Consider the following 15,806-nt stretch of genomic DNA (forward strand, 5'->3'; position numbering starts at 1 on the left):
GGCCACGCTTTGGCCTCTCCCAAATCCTCGTGGCGAGCGATTCCCGTGGCCTTCGACTTCGCTTAGGCTGAACGGAGCGGGGCATGCGGCTCGCACGCTCAAATCCATGACACCCCCGTCATCCCCCTAACCCAGATTACGGAACCGTTGCGTCGCCGTGACGGTTACGCCGCGATGAAAAAGGGAACAGCAGCATGACGATCGATCGCCACAAGATCGAACGCGGGGGATTCATCCTGTTCCTCGCGCTCATCACCATTGGAATGCTGGCGGTGGTATCGGGCTTTCTCGCGGCCCTGCTCTGGGCGGGGCTGGCGGCGATCCTGTTCCGGTCGCTGTTCCAGTGGCTACTGGTCCGGACCGGCGGGCGGCGCAACCTTGCGGCCGGGCTGACCATGCTGATCATCACCTTTGCGGTGGTGGTGCCGACCTTGCTGATCGGCAGCATGGTGGTCGATCAGGCGTCGGGCGTCTATCTGAAGGTGCGCAGCGGCCAGATCGATTTCGCGCAATATTTTCAGCAGGTCCGCGATGCGCTGCCCACCCGCCTGCGCCAGGCGATGGACAATTGGGGCATCGACAGCGTCGAGGGGCTGCAATCCCGCATCTCGCGCACGCTGAGCAGCAGCGTCAGCCAGATCGCGTCCCAGGCGCTGTCGATCGGACGCAACGCCTTCGCCTTCGCGCTGGCGTTCGGTGTCGGCCTCTATGTCGCCTTTTTCCTGATCCGCGATGGCGAGCGATTGGGACCGGCATTCGTCCGCGCCTTGCCGTTGGAGCGCGGCGTCGCGGCGCGGCTGGTCGATACCTTCGTCGCGGTGGTGCGCGCGACGATCAAGGGCTCGGTCATCGTCGGGCTGGTGCAGGGCGCGCTGGGGGCGATCACCTTCTGGATCGTCGGGGTGCCCGCCGCGCTGCTGTGGGGTGTGTTGATGGCGATCGCGGCGCTGCTGCCTGCCATCGGTCCGGCGATCATCTGGGGGCCGGTGGCCATCTATCTGCTTGCAACCGGCGCGATCTGGCAGGGGGCGGTGGTCGTCGCCTCGGGCGTGCTGGTCATCGGCCTTGCCGACAATATCCTGCGGCCCATCCTGGTCGGGCGCGATACCGGGCTGCCCGACTGGATCGTGCTGCTGACGACACTCGGCGGCATCGACCTGCTGGGGCTGAGCGGGATCGTCGTCGGCCCGGTCGTCGCCGCGCTGTTCCTGGCGGGTTGGCGCATCCTGAGCGAGGAGCGCGGCGTCGTGCCCGCCGAGGGCGAGGCGGCCTAGGCGCTGGCCCGGATCGGACCGGGCTTCCCCTATAAAGCGCGTTTGCGCTGCAACATCGTGCTGCCTATGGTCCGCGCCCTGCGGACCGGCCGGGGGGATCGGGCCGGATGATGGGGTAGCACGATGCGATTGCCTTTGGGGGCCTGGAAACTGACGGCCGGGCTGGCCTGTATGCTGACGGGATGCGGCGGAGGCGATGAGGTCGCGCGCCAGGCGGGGGCCAATGGCGCCTCGATCGAAATGCCAGTGCCCGCAGCCTCTCCCGCGAAAGCACCCACCAAGCCCGATGCGCTGCCCGGCGAGACCGCCGCCGATCAGGGCGCCAGCCTGACCACCATCGGCTTTCCACAGGGCGGCGGGGGCCTGAACGACGCGGCGAAGGCGGCGCTCGACCGGCTCGGTGCCGATCCTGCGGCCAAGAGCGGTAGCCTCATCTTGCGCGGCCATTCGGACAGCGAAGGCGATGACGAGGCCAATCGCATCATGTCGCGCAAACGGGCAGAGACCGTGCGCGACTATCTGGCGCGCAAAGGTCTGGAGCGGAGCCGGATGCGCGTAATCGCGCTGGGTGAGACCCGCCCCATTGCCCCCAACGCCAAGCCCGACGGCAGTGACGACAGCGCAGGCCGTGCCCGCAACCGCCGGGTGGAGATCGAACTCAACCGTGCCCGCTGATCGAAACAGCGGCGATTGCCGCTCCTGCCATCGGGTCGTAAGGCCCCGTCATGGCGAAGGGTGATCGACTGGCGCGGCTCGACGCGCATCGTGAGGAAATGGAAGGCGAGTATCGCGAGGCGCTAATCGTCGCGCTGCGGACCACGGCATCGGGCAAATGGGGGCTGTTCGATCACCGCAAGGACCGCGCGGCTCGTGCGGCAGCGGCGCCGGTCGTGGCGGAATTGACCGCGATGGGCGAGGAGATCGATGCGGCCAGGGCGCAGCTCGGCCTGCCGCCCTTCGCGCTCCACGCCGAATTCCTCACTTCGCGTGGCCCGGTGGGGCCGGAGGCGGTGGGTGAACCGAAACAGGCGCAGGCGTGGCTCGATCGCCTTGCGGCGAAGGGATAAAATCATTCCTCCCCTGCAAGGGGAGGTGGCAGGGCGAAGCCCTGACGGAGGGGTGTCCACGCTGGCGGTGACACCCCTCCACCATGCTGCGCATGGTCCCCCTCCCCTTACAGGGGAGGAAGAGCGTACGCGCTACGCCGCCTGCAACGCCTCCGCCGCGACCGCTGCGATGTCGTCGCCCAGCTGGTCGACCCGCGCGGGATCGGCGTCCCAGGCGAACATGAACCGCGCGCCGCCGCCGATGAAGGTATAGAAACGCCAGCCGCGCGCGCGCAGGCCGTCGAGCACCGCTGGCGGGGCGCTGAGGAAGACGGCATTGGCCTCGACCGGGAACATCGGTTCGATACCTGGCAGCCCCGCGACCCGCGCCGCCAACGCTTGCGCACAGGCATTGGCGTGCGCCGCATTGGTCAGCCACGCGCCACTGTCGAGCATCCCGATCCACGGCGCGGCGAGGTAGCGCATCTTGGACGCCAACTGCCCCGCCTGTTTGCAGCGATAGTCGAAATCCTCCGCCAACACGGGGTCGAAGAACAGGATCGCTTCGCCGACCGCCATGCCGTTCTTGGTACCGCCGAAGCACAGGACATCGACGCCTGCGCGCCACGTCATGTCGGCGGGCGAGCAGCCCAGCGCCGCACAGGCATTGGCGAAGCGCGCCCCGTCCATGTGCAGCCGCAGGCCCAGTTCGCGGCATACCGCAGACAGGGCATGGATTTCGGCCAGCGTATAGACCTGCCCCGTTTCGGTCGGCTGGGTGATCGTCACCGCGCGCGGCTTGGGGAAGTGGATGTCCGACCGCCCGGTGGCGAGCGCACGCACCGCCTCCGGGGTCAGCTTGCCGTCCTCGGTCTGTGCGACCAGCAGCTTCGATCCGTTGGAGAAGAATTCGGGAGCGCCGCACTCGTCGGTCTCGACATGCGCGGAGGCCGAGCAGATGACGCTGTGATAGCTCTGGCAGAGCGCGGCCAGCGCCAGCGAGTTGGCCGCCGTGCCGTTGAAGGCGAAGAAGACCTCGCACTTGGTCTGGAACAGGGTGCGGAACGCGTCGGCGGCGCGGTCGGTATAGGGATCCTCGCCGTAAGCCGGGACATAGCCCTGATTGGCCTCGGCCATCGCGGCCCAGGCTTCGGGACAGATGCCCGCATAATTGTCGCTGGCGAACTGTTGAGGAATGACCGCGCTCATCACAAATCCTTCGTACCTATGACGAGTCGGATGAGGAAAGTGGCGGTTCGTCCCGTTGTTGCCGGTTCGGCCACATCCCTCTCCATCCGGAAAGGCACCACCTTGCCGGGAGGCAGGTTGGTGCCGGGCGAAGGCCCGACTCTTGATGCTGGCGCGGCCTTTAGCGGCGGGCGGCCCGGTCCGCAAGAGCGCCAGCTTGCGCATCTGATATCTTTCGCCCCTCGAAGCATTGCGTATCGCGCCCGAAAGTTGGAAGCGTAAACGTTATGAATATCAGGTCCTCTCGCCGCGGTAGCAGCGCTCCCACGATCAGCGATGTCGCGCGCGCCGCCGGTGTGTCGCTGATGACCGTCTCACGCGTGATCAACAACGAGGCCAATGTCCGCCCCGCCACCCGCGAAAAGGTGGAGGCGGCGATCGCGCAGCTCAACTACGCGCCCAATCCGGCGGCGCGCAGTCTGGCGGGCGCGGCGCAGATTCGCATCGGCATGCTCTACAGCAATCCCAGCCAGGGGTTCCTCAGCGAATTCCTGCTCGGCACACTGGACCAAGCGTCGCGGCTCGACGTGCAGATGGTCGTGGAGAAATGCGAGATCGGCGACCATGAGGTCGAGGTCGCGCGCCATCTTATCGCGGGCGGGATCGACGGCGTGATCCTGCCGCCGCCGCTGTGCGAGGCGGAGGCCGTGCTCGCCCTGCTGCGCGAGGCGCGGGTGCCCGCCGTGGTCGTGGCGACGGGCCGCGCACCGCAAGAGATGCCCGAATCGGCGATGGCGGTGCAGATCGACGACCGCGCGGCGGCCGAGGAAATGACCCGTCATGTCATGACCTTGGGCCATCGCCGGATCGGCTTCATCTGCGGCAACCCCAACCTGACCGCCAGCGCCCGCCGATACGAGGGCTTCCGCGCCGCGCTGGAGGCGGTGGGCGTGCCGTTCGACGAGCAGCTGGTCGCGCCGGGCCTCTATACCTATCGCTCGGGTCTGGATGCGGCCGAGCGGCTGCTCGACCTGGCCGAACCGCCGACCGCGATCCTGGCGTCTAACGACGACATGGCGGCGGCGACGGTGGCCGTGGCGCATCGCCGGGGCCTGGACGTGCCGAGCGACCTGACCGTCTGCGGCTTCGACGACACCACCTTGTCGACCACGATCTGGCCCGAGCTGACCACCATTCACCAGCCGATCGCCGACATGGCGCGGGCGGCGGTGGAGATGATGGCGACCGTCATCCGCCAGAAAAATGCCGAACCGCCCGCGCATCGCATGCTCGACTATAGCCTGATCCGGCGCCAGTCGGATGCCGCGCCCCGGCGCAGGCCGCGCGGGATCTAGGGCGGATGGACGTTTCGCCTGTTCCTCCCCTGGAAGGGGAGGTGGCAGGCCGAAGGCCTGACGGAGGGGTGTCCCGGCCGGAAAGTTCGGACGTTCCTCACCACGGGGGACACCCCTCCACCATGCTTCGCATGGTCCCCCTCCCCTTACAGGGGAGGAATCCGTGGCATTTGCCAGAGTGTCGATCTGCTCCGGGTCGCGAAGCGGGACGAACCGTGTGCGCAGCCGCTTGACGGCGCGATGTTTTAAGATAGCGTTACCATCATGGCTGGCCGTGAATCGCGCCGGTGACAGGACATTGCCGTGCGGATAGGCCAAGACGCCACGCACGGATCAGGAGAGGGCCGGAAGTGACCGACACAAGGGGATTGGACGCCGCACGCGTCAATCATGGTTTCATCGCCGCGATCGTCGTTGTCGCGACCATCGGCGGTTTCATGTTCGGCTATGACTCGGGCGTCATCAACGGCACCCAGAAGGGGCTTGAGGCCGCGTTCGACCTCGGTCGCCTGGGCGTCGGCGTCAATGTCGGCGCGATCCTGGTCGGCTCGGCGATCGGTGCGTTCGGCGCAGGGCGTCTGGCCGACGCGATCGGCCGCCGCAACGTCATGATGCTCGCCGCCGGGCTCTTCTTGGTCAGCGCCTTGCTGGCGGGGGCCGCCGGCAGCTCGGCGATCTTCATCTTCGCGCGCATCATCGGCGGTCTGGGCGTCGGCGCGGCCAGCGTCATCTCGCCAGTCTATATCTCCGAAGTGACCCCGGCCTCGATTCGCGGCCGCTTGTCGAGCGTGCAGCAGGTGATGATCATCACCGGTCTGACCGGTGCCTTCGTCGCCAACTTCGCGCTCGCCCGTTACGCCGGTGGCTCGACCGCCGAATTCTGGCTGGGCTTCCCCGCCTGGCGCTGGATGTTCTGGCTTCAGGCGATCCCGGCGGCGGTCTATTTCGCCGCCCTCTCGATCATCCCGGAAAGCCCGCGCTTCCTGGTCGCCAAGGGCCGCGATGCTGAGGCGCACACCGTCCTGACCAAGCTGTTCGGCGAGGGTGAGGCGACCCGCAAGGTGGCCGAAATCCGTGGTTCGCTGGCCAGCGACAAGCACAAGCCCAAGCTGTCCGACCTGGTCGACAAGACCACCGGCAAGATCCGCCCGATCCTGTGGGCAGGCATCGGCCTCGCCATCTTCCAGCAGCTGGTCGGCATCAACGTCGTCTTCTATTATGGCGCGACGCTCTGGGAAGCGGTCGGCTTCTCGGAGGATTACGCGCTCCAGACCAACATCCTGTCGGGCGTGCTGTCGATCGCGGCCTGCCTGTTCACCATCGCGACCGTCGACAAGATCGGCCGCAAGCCGCTGCTGCTGATCGGTTCGGCGGGCATGGCGGTGACGCTGGCGATCGTGGCCTATGCCTTCTCGACCGCCGTCACGGGTGCCAATGGCGCGGTGTCGCTGCCCGGCAATAACGGCGTGATCGCGCTGGTCGCGGCGAACCTGTACGTCATCTTCTTCAACGCCAGCTGGGGCCCGGTGATGTGGGTCATGCTGGGCGAGATGTTCCCGAACCAGATTCGCGGGTCCGGCCTGGCCGTCTCGGGCTTTGCCCAGTGGATCGCCAATGCCGCCATCTCGGTCAGCTTCCCGGCACTCGCCGTGTCGCCGGGCCTGAGCGTGACCTATTTCGGCTACGCCTTCTTCGCGGCGGTGTCGTTCTTCTTCGTCCGTGCCATGGTCAATGAGACGCGTGGCCGCGAGCTGGAAGACATGGCAGGCTGATAATAGAATAGTCCCCGAGAGCCTGACAGGCCCGCTTCCCCATGGGAGGCGGGCCTTTTCTTTTGGCCTATGTCAGCTTCCCGCCCTCCGTTCCGCCTGAGCGAAGTCGAAGGCCACGCGCAGACCTCGCCAAGCACCCATCGGGCGGGCGGATTCCCTTGGCCTTCGACTTCGCTCAGGCGGAACGGGGCGTGGGTGTGGGGGATAAGGGGCCTCAGCGCCCCGCCTGGATCAGGATTGAATCGGACGGCAGCAGCCGGTCCATGAAGGGCAGCATCGCCGCGCCGATCGCGGGGGCGTCCTGGGCGCTGCGGGCGGGGCGGATAGCGGGGCGGGCGGGCAGTTCGACTCCGGCCAGCGCCTCGCTCAACCCCGCTGACAGTCGCTCAAGCAGCCAGCCGGGCAGGCGTCCGCCGATCAGGATCGCATGAGGGTCGAACAGGGTCGTCACCGCGACGATCGGCTGGAGCAGCGCGGCGATCGAATCCTCGATCCACTGGTCAATGACCGCGCACAGCATCGGGTCGTCGCCGTCGCCCAGCGTCTCGGGCGAATCGAGCCTGTAGCCCGCCGCCTTCAGCCGCACCTCCAGCCCGGCCAGCGACACCGTATCCTGCACGATCGCACCGGGCCGCCCTGCGGTGGGATCGGGGATCAGCCCGATCTCGCCCGAGCGGCGATGCGCGCCGCGATGATAGGTCCGGTCGATGACCAGCCCGCCGCCAAGCCCGGCGGTGATCAGCAGGTAGAAGAAGCTGGGGCAGGCGAAATCATGGTCGTGCTGCGCCTCGCCCAAAGCGGCGGCGGCGGCGTCGTTGTCGCGGTACATCGGCCAGGGCAGCAGCGGCGCGAGCAGGGCGGCGGTATCGACCCCGTTCCAGGCGTCATAGCCGCGCGTCTGGTTGGGCAGCGAGCGGTCGACGCCGTCCGGCATCGCCACCCCGACGCCCAGCACGCGCGAACGGTCCACCTGCCCCTCGGCCAGCGCGGGTTCCAGCGTGTCGCCGATAAAGGCCAGCACGTCGTCGGGCGTCGCAAAGGCGATCTCGCGCGTCGCCCGCGCGCGCACCGTGCCACACAGGTCGAGGATCGCGATGGCCAGATGGTCGCGGTCGATGGTCAGGCCAATCCCGAACGCGCCGTCTGGGCATAGCTCGATCTTGAGCGCAGGTTGCCCCCGCCCGCGATGCAGTCGCCCGGCGGTGCGGATCAACCCCATCTCGATCAGCCGCCCGGTGATGTTGGCGATGGTCGGCGGGGTCAGCCCGGTCTGGTTGGCGATGGCGATCCGCGTCGTCTCGCGGTGCAGGCGGATGACCTGCAGCACGGTGCGCAGGTTATAATCGCCCGCCCGCTCCAGATTGGTGCCCGATAACCCACGCGACAGACGCGAGTCGCGCGAATGCGCTTCGATGGCAGGCCCCCGCTCCGGCGGCATGGGCTGCGACGATCGCGTCATTCTGGTATCGTCTCCTATGGTGGAGCGAAACCGGATCGCCCGTCTTTGCCGCAGGATCGGCGCGCAGGCTGGGTCAGGTCAAGACCTATTGTCAGACCTGAGCATACCGCCCCGGCACATTGGTCCTATTTCCATGGACTTATACCGGGGCGACAGGGGCGAATCAGGCCGGGGTCAACTTGATGAGCCGCCCTTGGGAGTCGCCGCCATCCTCCAGCACATAGATGGCGCCGTCCGGCCCCTGCTCGACCTCGCGGATGCGCGCGCCCATGTCCCATTGGTCGCCCTTGCTGGCATCGGTGCCGTTCAGGTCGACGCGGATCAGCGCCTTGCTCGACAGGCCGCCGATAAAGGCGTCGCCGCGCCATTGCGGGAAGAGCGAGCCGGAATAGATCATCAGCCCGCCCGGCGAGATCACCGGATTCCACCAGACCTTGGGGGCTTCGTACCCGTCGCCCGCGCGGTGATCGGGAATGTCGCGGCCATCATAATGCGACCCGTTGGACGCATTGGGCCAGCCATAGTTGCGGCCCGGCAGGATCAGGTTCAGCTCGTCGCCGCCCTTGGGACCCATTTCCTGCTGCCACAAATTGCCCGCGCCATCGAACGCGATCCCGAGCAGATTGCGATGTCCATAGGACCAGACCGCCGGATCGAAGCCTTGCGCGGCCAGCGGATTGCCGGCGGCGGGTTTGCCGTCCGGGGTCAGGCGCAGCACCTTGCCGAGCGTGGCCTTGGGGTCCTGCGCCGGCGTGAACTTCTGGCGGTCGCCCGCGGTGAAGAACAGATATTGGCCGTCGGGCGAGAAGGCGATGCGGCCCGAATAATGGCCGTCGCCGGTGACGGCGGGGGTGGCGGCCCAGAGCGTCTCGATCCCCGTCAGCTGCGCGGTGCCGTTCGATTCCTGCAACCGCCCGCGCGCCAGCACGACCCGCTTGCCGCCGTCCGCTGCGGCCGAATAGCTGAAATAGACGCGACCCGATTGCGCGAAGTCGGGAGCGAGGACCACGTCCATGAGGCCCCCCTGGCCCGCCGAATCGACCGCGATCCGCGCGATCGTCTGGCGTGCCTGCCCGTCCGCGCCGATTAGCAGCATCCGCCCGTCCTTTTCGGTCACGAGCATCCGCCGGTCGGGCAGGAAGGTCATTGCCCAGGGCGCGTCGAAATCGGCGATGACCGTCCGGCCGAAGGGCTGTCCGTCCACGACGGCCGCGGGTGGCGTGGCCGTGGCGGACGGGGAGGGCGAGGGGGTGCCGCCGGGCGTGACCGTCACCGGGGGCATGTTGCCCGTCTCGTCGGGGCCGGGTCCGTTCCCCGAACAGGCGATCAGCGCCACCGGCAAGGCGGCAAGCAACGGCAGTTTCATCTTCTACTCTCCCGGTAAGGCCCCTGACCGGCCCTGTGGGCCGACAACGCCTTGGCATGGATGCTTGTTTCGTCGGCGGTTCCTGTGTATAGACTGCGGCATTCTCTTACATCGTCGGGTGAAAGAGGCTGCGGGACGGGTTCCGCGGCAGCGCACCGGCACATCTGGAGCTTTCATGGCGGATATCGCCCTTCTGACGCAACTCATCGAACCCGAGGCCAAGGCGCTCGGCTTCGAGCTCGTGCGCGTGAAGATGTATGGCGGCACGTCGGACCCTACGCTGCAGGTGATGGCCGAGCGTCCCGACACGCGTCAGCTGAACATCGACGACTGTGCCGACCTGTCGCGCCGCATCTCCGACGTGATGGACGCGCTGGAGGCCGAAGGCCGCGACCCGATCGACCATGCGTACCGGCTGGAGGTCTCCTCGCCCGGTATCGACCGCCCGCTGACCCGGCTGAAGGATTTCGCCGACTGGGCGGGGCATGAGGCGCGGATCACGCTGGCCGAGAAGCGGAACGGCCGCAAGCAGTTCAAGGGCGATCTGGCCGGGGTCGAGGGCGACAATGTCCTTATCGTCGACGGGGAGGAGGTTCGCCACGAACTGCCCTTCGCCGCGATCGAGGACGCCAAGCTCGTGATGACCGACCGGCTGATCGCCGCGACGGTGCCGCTGTCACTCGATGGCGCGGAAGAGGTTTATTATCAGGACGCGCCCGAACAGGATGGCGCCACCACGGAAGGACGGCACTGATGGCTACCGCCATTTCCGCCAACAAGGCGGAACTGATCGCGATCGCGAATGCGGTCGCCTCGGAAAAGATGATCGACAAGGGCATCGTCATCGAGGCGATGGAGGACGCGATCCAGCGCGCCGCCCGCGCCCGCTACGGTGCCGAGAACGACATCCGCGCGAAGCTCGATCCGAACTCGGGCGATCTGCGTCTGTGGCGCGTCGTCGAGGTGGTCGAGCAGGTCGACGACTATTACAAGCAGATCGACCTGAAGGGTGCCGAGAAGCTGCAAAAGGGTGCCGCGATCGGCGACTTCATCGTCGACCCGCTGCCCCCGATCGAGTTCGGCCGCATCGCGGCGCAGGCGGCCAAGCAGGTCATCTTCCAGAAGGTCCGCGACGCCGAGCGCGACCGTCAGTATGACGAGTTCAAGGACCGCCAGGGCGAGATCATCACCGGCGTCGTCAAGCGCGTCGAGTTCGGCCACATCGTCGTCGATCTGGGCCGCGCCGAGGGCGTGATCCGTCGCGACCAGCAGATCCCGCGCGAAGTCGTTCGCGTGAACGATCGCATCCGCTCGCTGATCCTGAACGTGCGCCGCGAGAACCGTGGCCCGCAGATCTTCCTGTCCCGCGCGCACCCGGACTTCATGAAGAAGCTGTTCGCGCAGGAAGTGCCCGAAATCTATGACGGCATCATCGAGATCAAGGCCGCCGCGCGCGATCCGGGCAGCCGCGCCAAGATCGGCGTGATCAGCCACGACTCGTCGATCGACCCGGTCGGCGCCTGCGTCGGCATGAAGGGTAGCCGCGTCCAGGCCGTCGTGCAGGAAATGCAGGGCGAAAAGATCGACATCATCCCCTGGTCGCCCGACACCGCGACCTTCGTGGTGAACGCGCTTCAGCCTGCGAATGTCAGCCGCGTCGTGATCGACGAGGAAGAGGACCGGATCGAGGTCGTCGTCCCCGACGATCAGCTGTCGCTCGCCATCGGTCGTCGCGGCCAGAATGTCCGCTTGGCCAGCCAGCTGACCGCCAAGGCGATCGACATCCTGACCGAGGCCGACGCCTCCGAGAAGCGTCAGAAGGAGTTCGTCGCGAACTCCGAGATGTTCCAGAACGAGCTGGACGTGGACGAGACGCTGGCCCAGCTGCTGGTCGCTGAAGGCTTCGGCGCGCTGGAAGAAGTCGCCTATGTCGAGCTCGACGAGCTGGCTGCGATCGAGGGCTTCGACGAGGACCTGGCGCAGGAGCTGCAGAGCCGTGCGCAGGAAGCGCTGGACCGCCGCGAACAGGCTGCGCGTGATGAACGTCGCGCACTGGGCGTCGAGGACGCGCTGGCCGAGATGCCGTATCTGACCGAGGCGATGCTGGTCACGCTCGGCAAGGCGGGCATCAAGACGCTCGACGATCTCGCCGATCTGGCGACCGACGAACTGGTCGAGAAGAAGCGCGCCGAGCCGCGTCGTCGTGGCGACGATGCCCCGCGTCCCGCCCCCAAGGGCGGCATCCTGGCCGAATATGGCCTGAGCGATGAGCAGGGCAACGAGATCATCATGGCCGCGCGTGCGCACTGGTTCACCGATGAGGAAGAACCCGCTGTCGCCGAGACTCAGGCGGAGGGCGACGAAGCCTGATGCCGTTCGTCTCGATCCGTCTGGCGGGCACCGCCTCCAAGCAGCAAAAGGCCGAGATCGTCGCCGACGTGACTCGTTCGCTGGTGGAGCGGCTGGGCAAGAACCCGGCCGCCGTCCAGATCGTGATCGAGGAGGTTTCGACCGAGAACTATGGTGCGGGCGGTCAGCTGATCGCCGACCGTGATGCGCCTGCCTCTAACCCCCCGGGAGACGCGCATGCGGAACCGGGACAATGAGCGCGCTGGCGTAAACAACGCTCCGGCCAAAAAGGGCCGGAGCCCCAGAGAGTCCGCGAAGGCCGCCCGCGACTCGATCGACGGGCCGGTCCGCCGCTGCATCCTCTCGGGCGAGCATGACGCACGCCCGCACCTGATCCGTCTGGCGCTCGCGCCCGACGGGCGGGTGCTGCCCGATGTCCGCGCCAAGGCGCCGGGGCGGGGCGGCTGGATCGGCGTGACCCGCGGCGAACTGGAAACGGCCATCGCCAAGGGCAAGTTGAAGGGGGCACTGGCGCGCGCGTTCAAGACGGGCGAGTTCACGATCCCCGACGACCTGCCCGACCTGATCACCGCCGCGCTGGAGCGTAACGCGCTCGATCGGCTGGGGCTCGAGTCGCGCTCGGGCATGCTGCTGACCGGATCGGACAAGATCGCGACGGCGGCGCGCTCGGGACAGTTGCATGCGCTCTATCATGCGTCCGATGCGGGCGACGATGGGTGCCGCAAGCTGGCACAGGCGTGGCGCGTGGGGTCGGACCGTGAAGGTTCCGATCTCAAGGGGTTGGCACTGCCCGCCACACGCCCCATATTGTCAATGGCGTTGGGCCGCGAAAATGTGGTACACATCGGCCTGACAGATCGTAACGCGGCAAAGCGGGTGAGCGAAGCGCTCGACCGCTGGCTGCATTTTATCGGACCCGACCCTGTGGCAACGCCTTGCGAAACGGCCTCGCAAGGCGCATCGGCGTCCGACATTACCGGTGACCGAACGGCCGTGACCGTACACGAGGATTTTGAGTGAGCGAGACCGACAACGACAAGCCGAAACTCGGGATGCGCCAGCCTTTGGGGCTGAAGCGCACGGTCGAGACCGGCAAGGTGAAGCAGAGCTTCAGCCACGGCCGGTCCAACACCGTGATCGTCGAGACGAAGCGCCGTCGCGTCCTTGGCCCGCAGGGTGGAGCGCCCGAGGCGGCCGCCCCCGCGCCGACTCCGGCCCCGGCTCCGGCCGCCCCTGCGGCGGCGGCTCCGGTCGCCCCGCCGCGCCCCGTTCCGTCGAACGAGACGGCGCAGGAGCGTCAGGCCCGTCTGCTGCGTGAGGCCGAGGAACAGCGCCTCGCCATGCAGGAAGAAATGCGCCGCCGCGAGGACGCCGAGCGTCAGCAGCGCGCCGAGGACGAACGTGCCCGCGCCGAAGAACGCGCCCGTGCCGAGGCGGAAGCCGCCGCGGCCGCCGCTGCCCCTGCGCCCGCTCCGGAGCCGACCCCGGCACCCGAACCCGTCGCCGAGGCGCCTGCTCAGGCGGAAGCACCCGCCGCGCCGACCATTTCGGTGCAGCCGCGCATGTTCCGCCCGGTCGAGCGTCCGGTGATCCCGGCGCCCGAACCCAAGGTCGAAGAGCCTGCCAAGGCGGCTGAGGCACCCGCTCCGGCCCCTGCGCCGACGCCCGCGCCCGCTCCGGTCGCGGCCAAGCCTGCGCCTGCTCCGGCCCCGGCGCCCGCCGTGGCGACGCCGCCGATCCTGGGTCGCGATCCCTCGATGCCCGCGCCGCGCCGCTTCTCGCCGGTGCAGCGTCCGGAAATCCCGAAGCCTGCGCCCAAGCCCGCGCCTGCGCCCGCCGCAGCGGCGGCGCCCACCGCCAGCGCGCCGAGCAACACGACCGCCTCCGTTCCGTCTGGCGGTGCGCCGCGCTCGCTGCCCTCGGGCCAGCCGACGCCGCGCAATGCGCCTCCGGGCCGTCCGCAGCAGCGCGACCGCAAGGGTGACGAGCGTCGCGGCGGCAAGCTGACCGTGACGCGTGCCCTGAACGAGGACGGTGCGCGCGCCCGTTCGCTCGCCGCGCTGAAGCGTGCCCGCGAGAAGGAAAAGCGTGGCTTTGGCGGCCCGCGCGAGCCGCAGGTCAAGCAGGTCCGCGACGTGCAGGTGCCGGAAGCGATCACCGTCCAGGAACTGGCCAACCGTATGGCCGAAAAGGGCGCGGATCTGGTCAAGGCGCTGTTCAAGATGGGCATGCCCGTCACGATGACGCAAACCATCGACCAGGACACGGCCGAGCTGCTGGTGACCGAATTCGGCCACAACATCGTTCGCGTCTCCGACAGCGACATCGATCTGGCGCTCGACACCACCGAGGATGCGGCGGAATCGCTGAAGCCCCGTCCGCCGGTCGTGACGATCATGGGCCATGTCGACCACGGCAAGACGAGCTTGCTCGACGCGCTGCGCGGCACCGACGTGGTGCGCGGTGAGGCCGGTGGCATCACCCAGCATATCGGCGCTTATCAGGTCACGCTGAAGGACAAGTCGAAGATCACCTTCCTCGACACGCCGGGCCACGAGGCCTTCACCCAGATGCGTGCCCGCGGCGCCGACGTCACGGATATCGTGGTGCTGGTGGTGGCGGCCGATGACGGGCTGATGCCGCAGACGATCGAGGCGATCAACCACACCAAGGCTGCGGGCAAGCCGATGATCGTGGCGATCAACAAGATCGACAAGCACGACGCCAATGCCCAGCGCGTCCGCGAGCGTCTGCTCGAGCATGACGTACAGGTCGAGGACATGGGCGGTGAGACCCAGGACGTCGAGGTTTCGGCGCTGAAGAAGATCGGTCTGGATACGCTGATCGAGAAGATCCAGCTTCAGGCCGAACTGCTCGAACTGTCGGCCAACCCCGATCGCCCTGCCGAGGGCAGCGTGGTCGAGGCCAAGCTCGACAAGGGCCGTGGTCCGGTCGCGACCGTGCTCGTCACGCGCGGCACGCTGAAGGTCGGCGACGTGTTCGTCGTCGGCGCGGAAAGCGGCAAGGTCCGTGCGTTGGTCGACGACAAGGGCCGTCAGGTGAAGGAAGCGGGTCCGGCGATGCCGGTCGAGGTCCTCGGCCTGTCGGGCGTGCCCCAGGCGGGCGACCTGCTCCAGGTCGTCGAGAACGAGGCGCGTGCCCGTGAAGTCGCCGAATACCGCCAGAGCGTGGTGCTGCAGAAGCGCACGACCTCGGCCCCGGCCAGCCTGGAGTCGATGTTCTCGGCGCTGAAGGCGAACCAGGCCAAGGAATATCCGCTGGTCGTGAAGGCGGATACGCAAGGCACCGTCGAGGCGATCGTGGCGTCGATCACCAAGATCCAGTCGGATCTGATCAAGGCGCGCATCCTGCACTCGGGCGTCGGTGGCATCACCGAGTCGGACGTGACGCTCGCCGCTGCCAGCGGTGCGCCGATCATCGGCTTCAACGTCCGTGCCAACGCCAAGGCGCGCGAGATCGCCGAGCGGAACAAGGTGGCGTTGAAATATTACGACGTCATCTACGACCTGATCGACGAGATCCGGGCGGGTATGGCCGGCGAGCTTGGTCCCGAGGCATTCGAAACGGTCGTCGGCCGCGCCGAAATCCGCGAGGTCTTCTCGGCGGGCAAGATCGGCAAGGCCGCCGGTCTGCTGGTCACCGAGGGTGTCATCCGCAAGGCGCTCAAGGCGCGCATCACGCGCAACGACGTCATCATCTACCAGGGCGAGATCAACTCGCTCCGCCGGTTCAAGGACGATGTCGCCGAGGTTCGCGCCGGTCTGGAATGTGGTGTGACGTTCACGCAGAACTTCACCGACATCAAGGCGGGCGACTATCTCGAAACCTTCGAGGTCGAACTGCGCGAGCGTTCGCTCTGATGATGGCGGGGCGGTGGGAGCGATCCTGCCGCCCGACTCTGCCGGACATGATCGCGGTCGCCCGTCGGGCGGCCGCGATTTCCGTTTGAAGAAGA

13 protein-coding genes and 1 riboswitch are annotated in these 15,806 nt (G+C 67.6%); of the genes, 10 read left to right on the plus strand and 3 right to left on the minus strand.

All coding sequences use genetic code 11. The features are described 5' to 3' along the window. The first annotated feature begins 194 nt into the window (after positions 1-194). The 3 genes from KV697_RS14400 (at position 195) to KV697_RS14410 (ending at position 2,341) form a co-directional block, all read left to right on the plus strand. Positions 195-1,274, plus strand: a complete 1,080-nt coding sequence (locus tag KV697_RS14400; protein WP_219018781.1) for an AI-2E family transporter — start codon at positions 195-197, stop codon at positions 1,272-1,274. Between the two features lie 123 nt (positions 1,275-1,397). Next, positions 1,398-1,949 (plus strand): OmpA family protein, encoded by a 552-nt coding sequence (locus tag KV697_RS14405; RefSeq protein WP_219018782.1) that lies wholly within the window; start codon positions 1,398-1,400, stop codon positions 1,947-1,949. Positions 1,950-1,999: 50 nt separating this feature from the next. Further along, positions 2,000-2,341: a hypothetical protein gene (locus tag KV697_RS14410; protein ID WP_219018783.1), complete on the plus strand. Its 342-nt coding sequence runs from the start codon at positions 2,000-2,002 to the stop codon at positions 2,339-2,341. A gap of 132 nt (positions 2,342-2,473) precedes the next feature. On the opposite strand, the gene KV697_RS14415 is transcribed toward KV697_RS14410, so the two are convergent. After that, positions 2,474-3,529, minus strand: coding sequence for a threonine aldolase family protein (locus tag KV697_RS14415; RefSeq protein WP_219018784.1), 1,056 nt, complete (start codon positions 3,527-3,529; stop codon positions 2,474-2,476). A 44-nt stretch (positions 3,530-3,573) separates the two neighbouring features. Continuing rightward, a riboswitch (SAM-I-IV-variant riboswitch) is annotated at positions 3,574-3,683 on the minus strand. A gap of 112 nt (positions 3,684-3,795) precedes the next feature. Between KV697_RS14415 and KV697_RS14420 the strand changes: the two genes are divergently transcribed. Both KV697_RS14420 and KV697_RS14425 read left to right on the plus strand, forming a co-directional pair. Continuing rightward, entirely contained in the window at positions 3,796-4,863 is a 1,068-nt protein-coding gene (locus KV697_RS14420; protein ID WP_219018785.1) for a LacI family DNA-binding transcriptional regulator, read from the plus strand. A 350-nt stretch (positions 4,864-5,213) separates the two neighbouring features. Next, on the plus strand, positions 5,214-6,635 hold the full coding sequence (locus KV697_RS14425) for a sugar porter family MFS transporter (RefSeq protein WP_219018786.1): 1,422 nt from the start codon (positions 5,214-5,216) through the stop codon (positions 6,633-6,635). Positions 6,636-6,849: 214 nt separating this feature from the next. Here the strand turns inward: KV697_RS14425 and KV697_RS14430 are convergent, their stop codons facing one another. Both KV697_RS14430 and KV697_RS14435 read right to left on the minus strand, forming a co-directional pair. Next, complete coding sequence (locus KV697_RS14430; RefSeq protein ID WP_219018787.1) at positions 6,850-8,094, minus strand: ROK family transcriptional regulator; 1,245 nt, start codon at positions 8,092-8,094, stop codon at positions 6,850-6,852. A gap of 163 nt (positions 8,095-8,257) precedes the next feature. Next, a complete protein-coding gene (locus tag KV697_RS14435; protein ID WP_219018788.1) occupies positions 8,258-9,460 on the minus strand; it encodes a PQQ-dependent sugar dehydrogenase in 1,203 nt (400 codons plus the stop codon). A gap of 175 nt (positions 9,461-9,635) precedes the next feature. Between KV697_RS14435 and rimP the strand changes: the two genes are divergently transcribed. The 5 genes from rimP to infB are packed head-to-tail and all read left to right on the plus strand — an operon-like array spanning position 9,636 to position 15,711. After that, a complete protein-coding gene (gene rimP / locus KV697_RS14440) occupies positions 9,636-10,214 on the plus strand; it encodes a ribosome maturation protein RimP (RefSeq protein ID WP_219018789.1) in 579 nt (192 codons plus the stop codon). Next, positions 10,214-11,830 (plus strand): transcription termination factor NusA, encoded by a 1,617-nt coding sequence (nusA, locus tag KV697_RS14445; RefSeq protein ID WP_219018790.1) that lies wholly within the window; start codon positions 10,214-10,216, stop codon positions 11,828-11,830. Before rimP ends, nusA begins: the two co-directional genes overlap by 1 nt. Beyond that, positions 11,830-12,066: a tautomerase family protein gene (locus KV697_RS14450; protein ID WP_076710289.1), complete on the plus strand. Its 237-nt coding sequence runs from the start codon at positions 11,830-11,832 to the stop codon at positions 12,064-12,066. The genes nusA and KV697_RS14450 overlap by 1 nt, the downstream gene beginning before the upstream one ends. Further along, positions 12,047-12,850, plus strand: a complete 804-nt coding sequence (locus KV697_RS14455) for a DUF448 domain-containing protein (protein WP_374011367.1) — start codon at positions 12,047-12,049, stop codon at positions 12,848-12,850. Before KV697_RS14450 ends, KV697_RS14455 begins: the two co-directional genes overlap by 20 nt. Continuing rightward, the gene (infB, locus tag KV697_RS14460) at positions 12,847-15,711 is read left to right on the plus strand and encodes a translation initiation factor IF-2 (protein ID WP_219018791.1); all 2,865 of its coding nucleotides are present in this window, start codon (positions 12,847-12,849) and stop codon (positions 15,709-15,711) included. Before KV697_RS14455 ends, infB begins: the two co-directional genes overlap by 4 nt. The last annotated feature ends 95 nt before the right edge of the window (positions 15,712-15,806 follow it).

It is taken from the genome of Sphingomonas sanguinis, from assembly GCF_019297835.1.
Lineage (GTDB): Bacteria > Pseudomonadota > Alphaproteobacteria > Sphingomonadales > Sphingomonadaceae > Sphingomonas > Sphingomonas sanguinis_D.

Excerpts from the sequence above, each read along its gene's own strand:
- rimP (WP_219018789.1), top strand. The coding sequence starts at position 9,636 with ATGGCGGATATCGCCCTTCTGACGCAACTCATCGAACCCGAGGCCAAG.
- KV697_RS14420 (WP_219018785.1), top strand. The coding sequence starts at position 3,796 with ATGAATATCAGGTCCTCTCGCCGCGGTAGCAGCGCTCCCACGATCAGC.
- KV697_RS14430 (WP_219018787.1), bottom strand. The coding sequence starts at position 8,094 with ATGACGCGATCGTCGCAGCCCATGCCGCCGGAGCGGGGGCCTGCCATC.
- KV697_RS14415 (WP_219018784.1), bottom strand. The coding sequence starts at position 3,529 with ATGAGCGCGGTCATTCCTCAACAGTTCGCCAGCGACAATTATGCGGGC.
- KV697_RS14455 (WP_374011367.1), top strand. The coding sequence starts at position 12,047 with ATGCGGAACCGGGACAATGAGCGCGCTGGCGTAAACAACGCTCCGGCC.
- nusA (WP_219018790.1), top strand. The coding sequence starts at position 10,214 with ATGGCTACCGCCATTTCCGCCAACAAGGCGGAACTGATCGCGATCGCG.
- KV697_RS14405 (WP_219018782.1), top strand. The coding sequence starts at position 1,398 with ATGCGATTGCCTTTGGGGGCCTGGAAACTGACGGCCGGGCTGGCCTGT.
- KV697_RS14400 (WP_219018781.1), top strand. The coding sequence starts at position 195 with ATGACGATCGATCGCCACAAGATCGAACGCGGGGGATTCATCCTGTTC.
- KV697_RS14410 (WP_219018783.1), top strand. The coding sequence starts at position 2,000 with ATGGCGAAGGGTGATCGACTGGCGCGGCTCGACGCGCATCGTGAGGAA.
- KV697_RS14435 (WP_219018788.1), bottom strand. The coding sequence starts at position 9,460 with ATGAAACTGCCGTTGCTTGCCGCCTTGCCGGTGGCGCTGATCGCCTGT.
- KV697_RS14450 (WP_076710289.1), top strand. The coding sequence starts at position 11,830 with ATGCCGTTCGTCTCGATCCGTCTGGCGGGCACCGCCTCCAAGCAGCAA.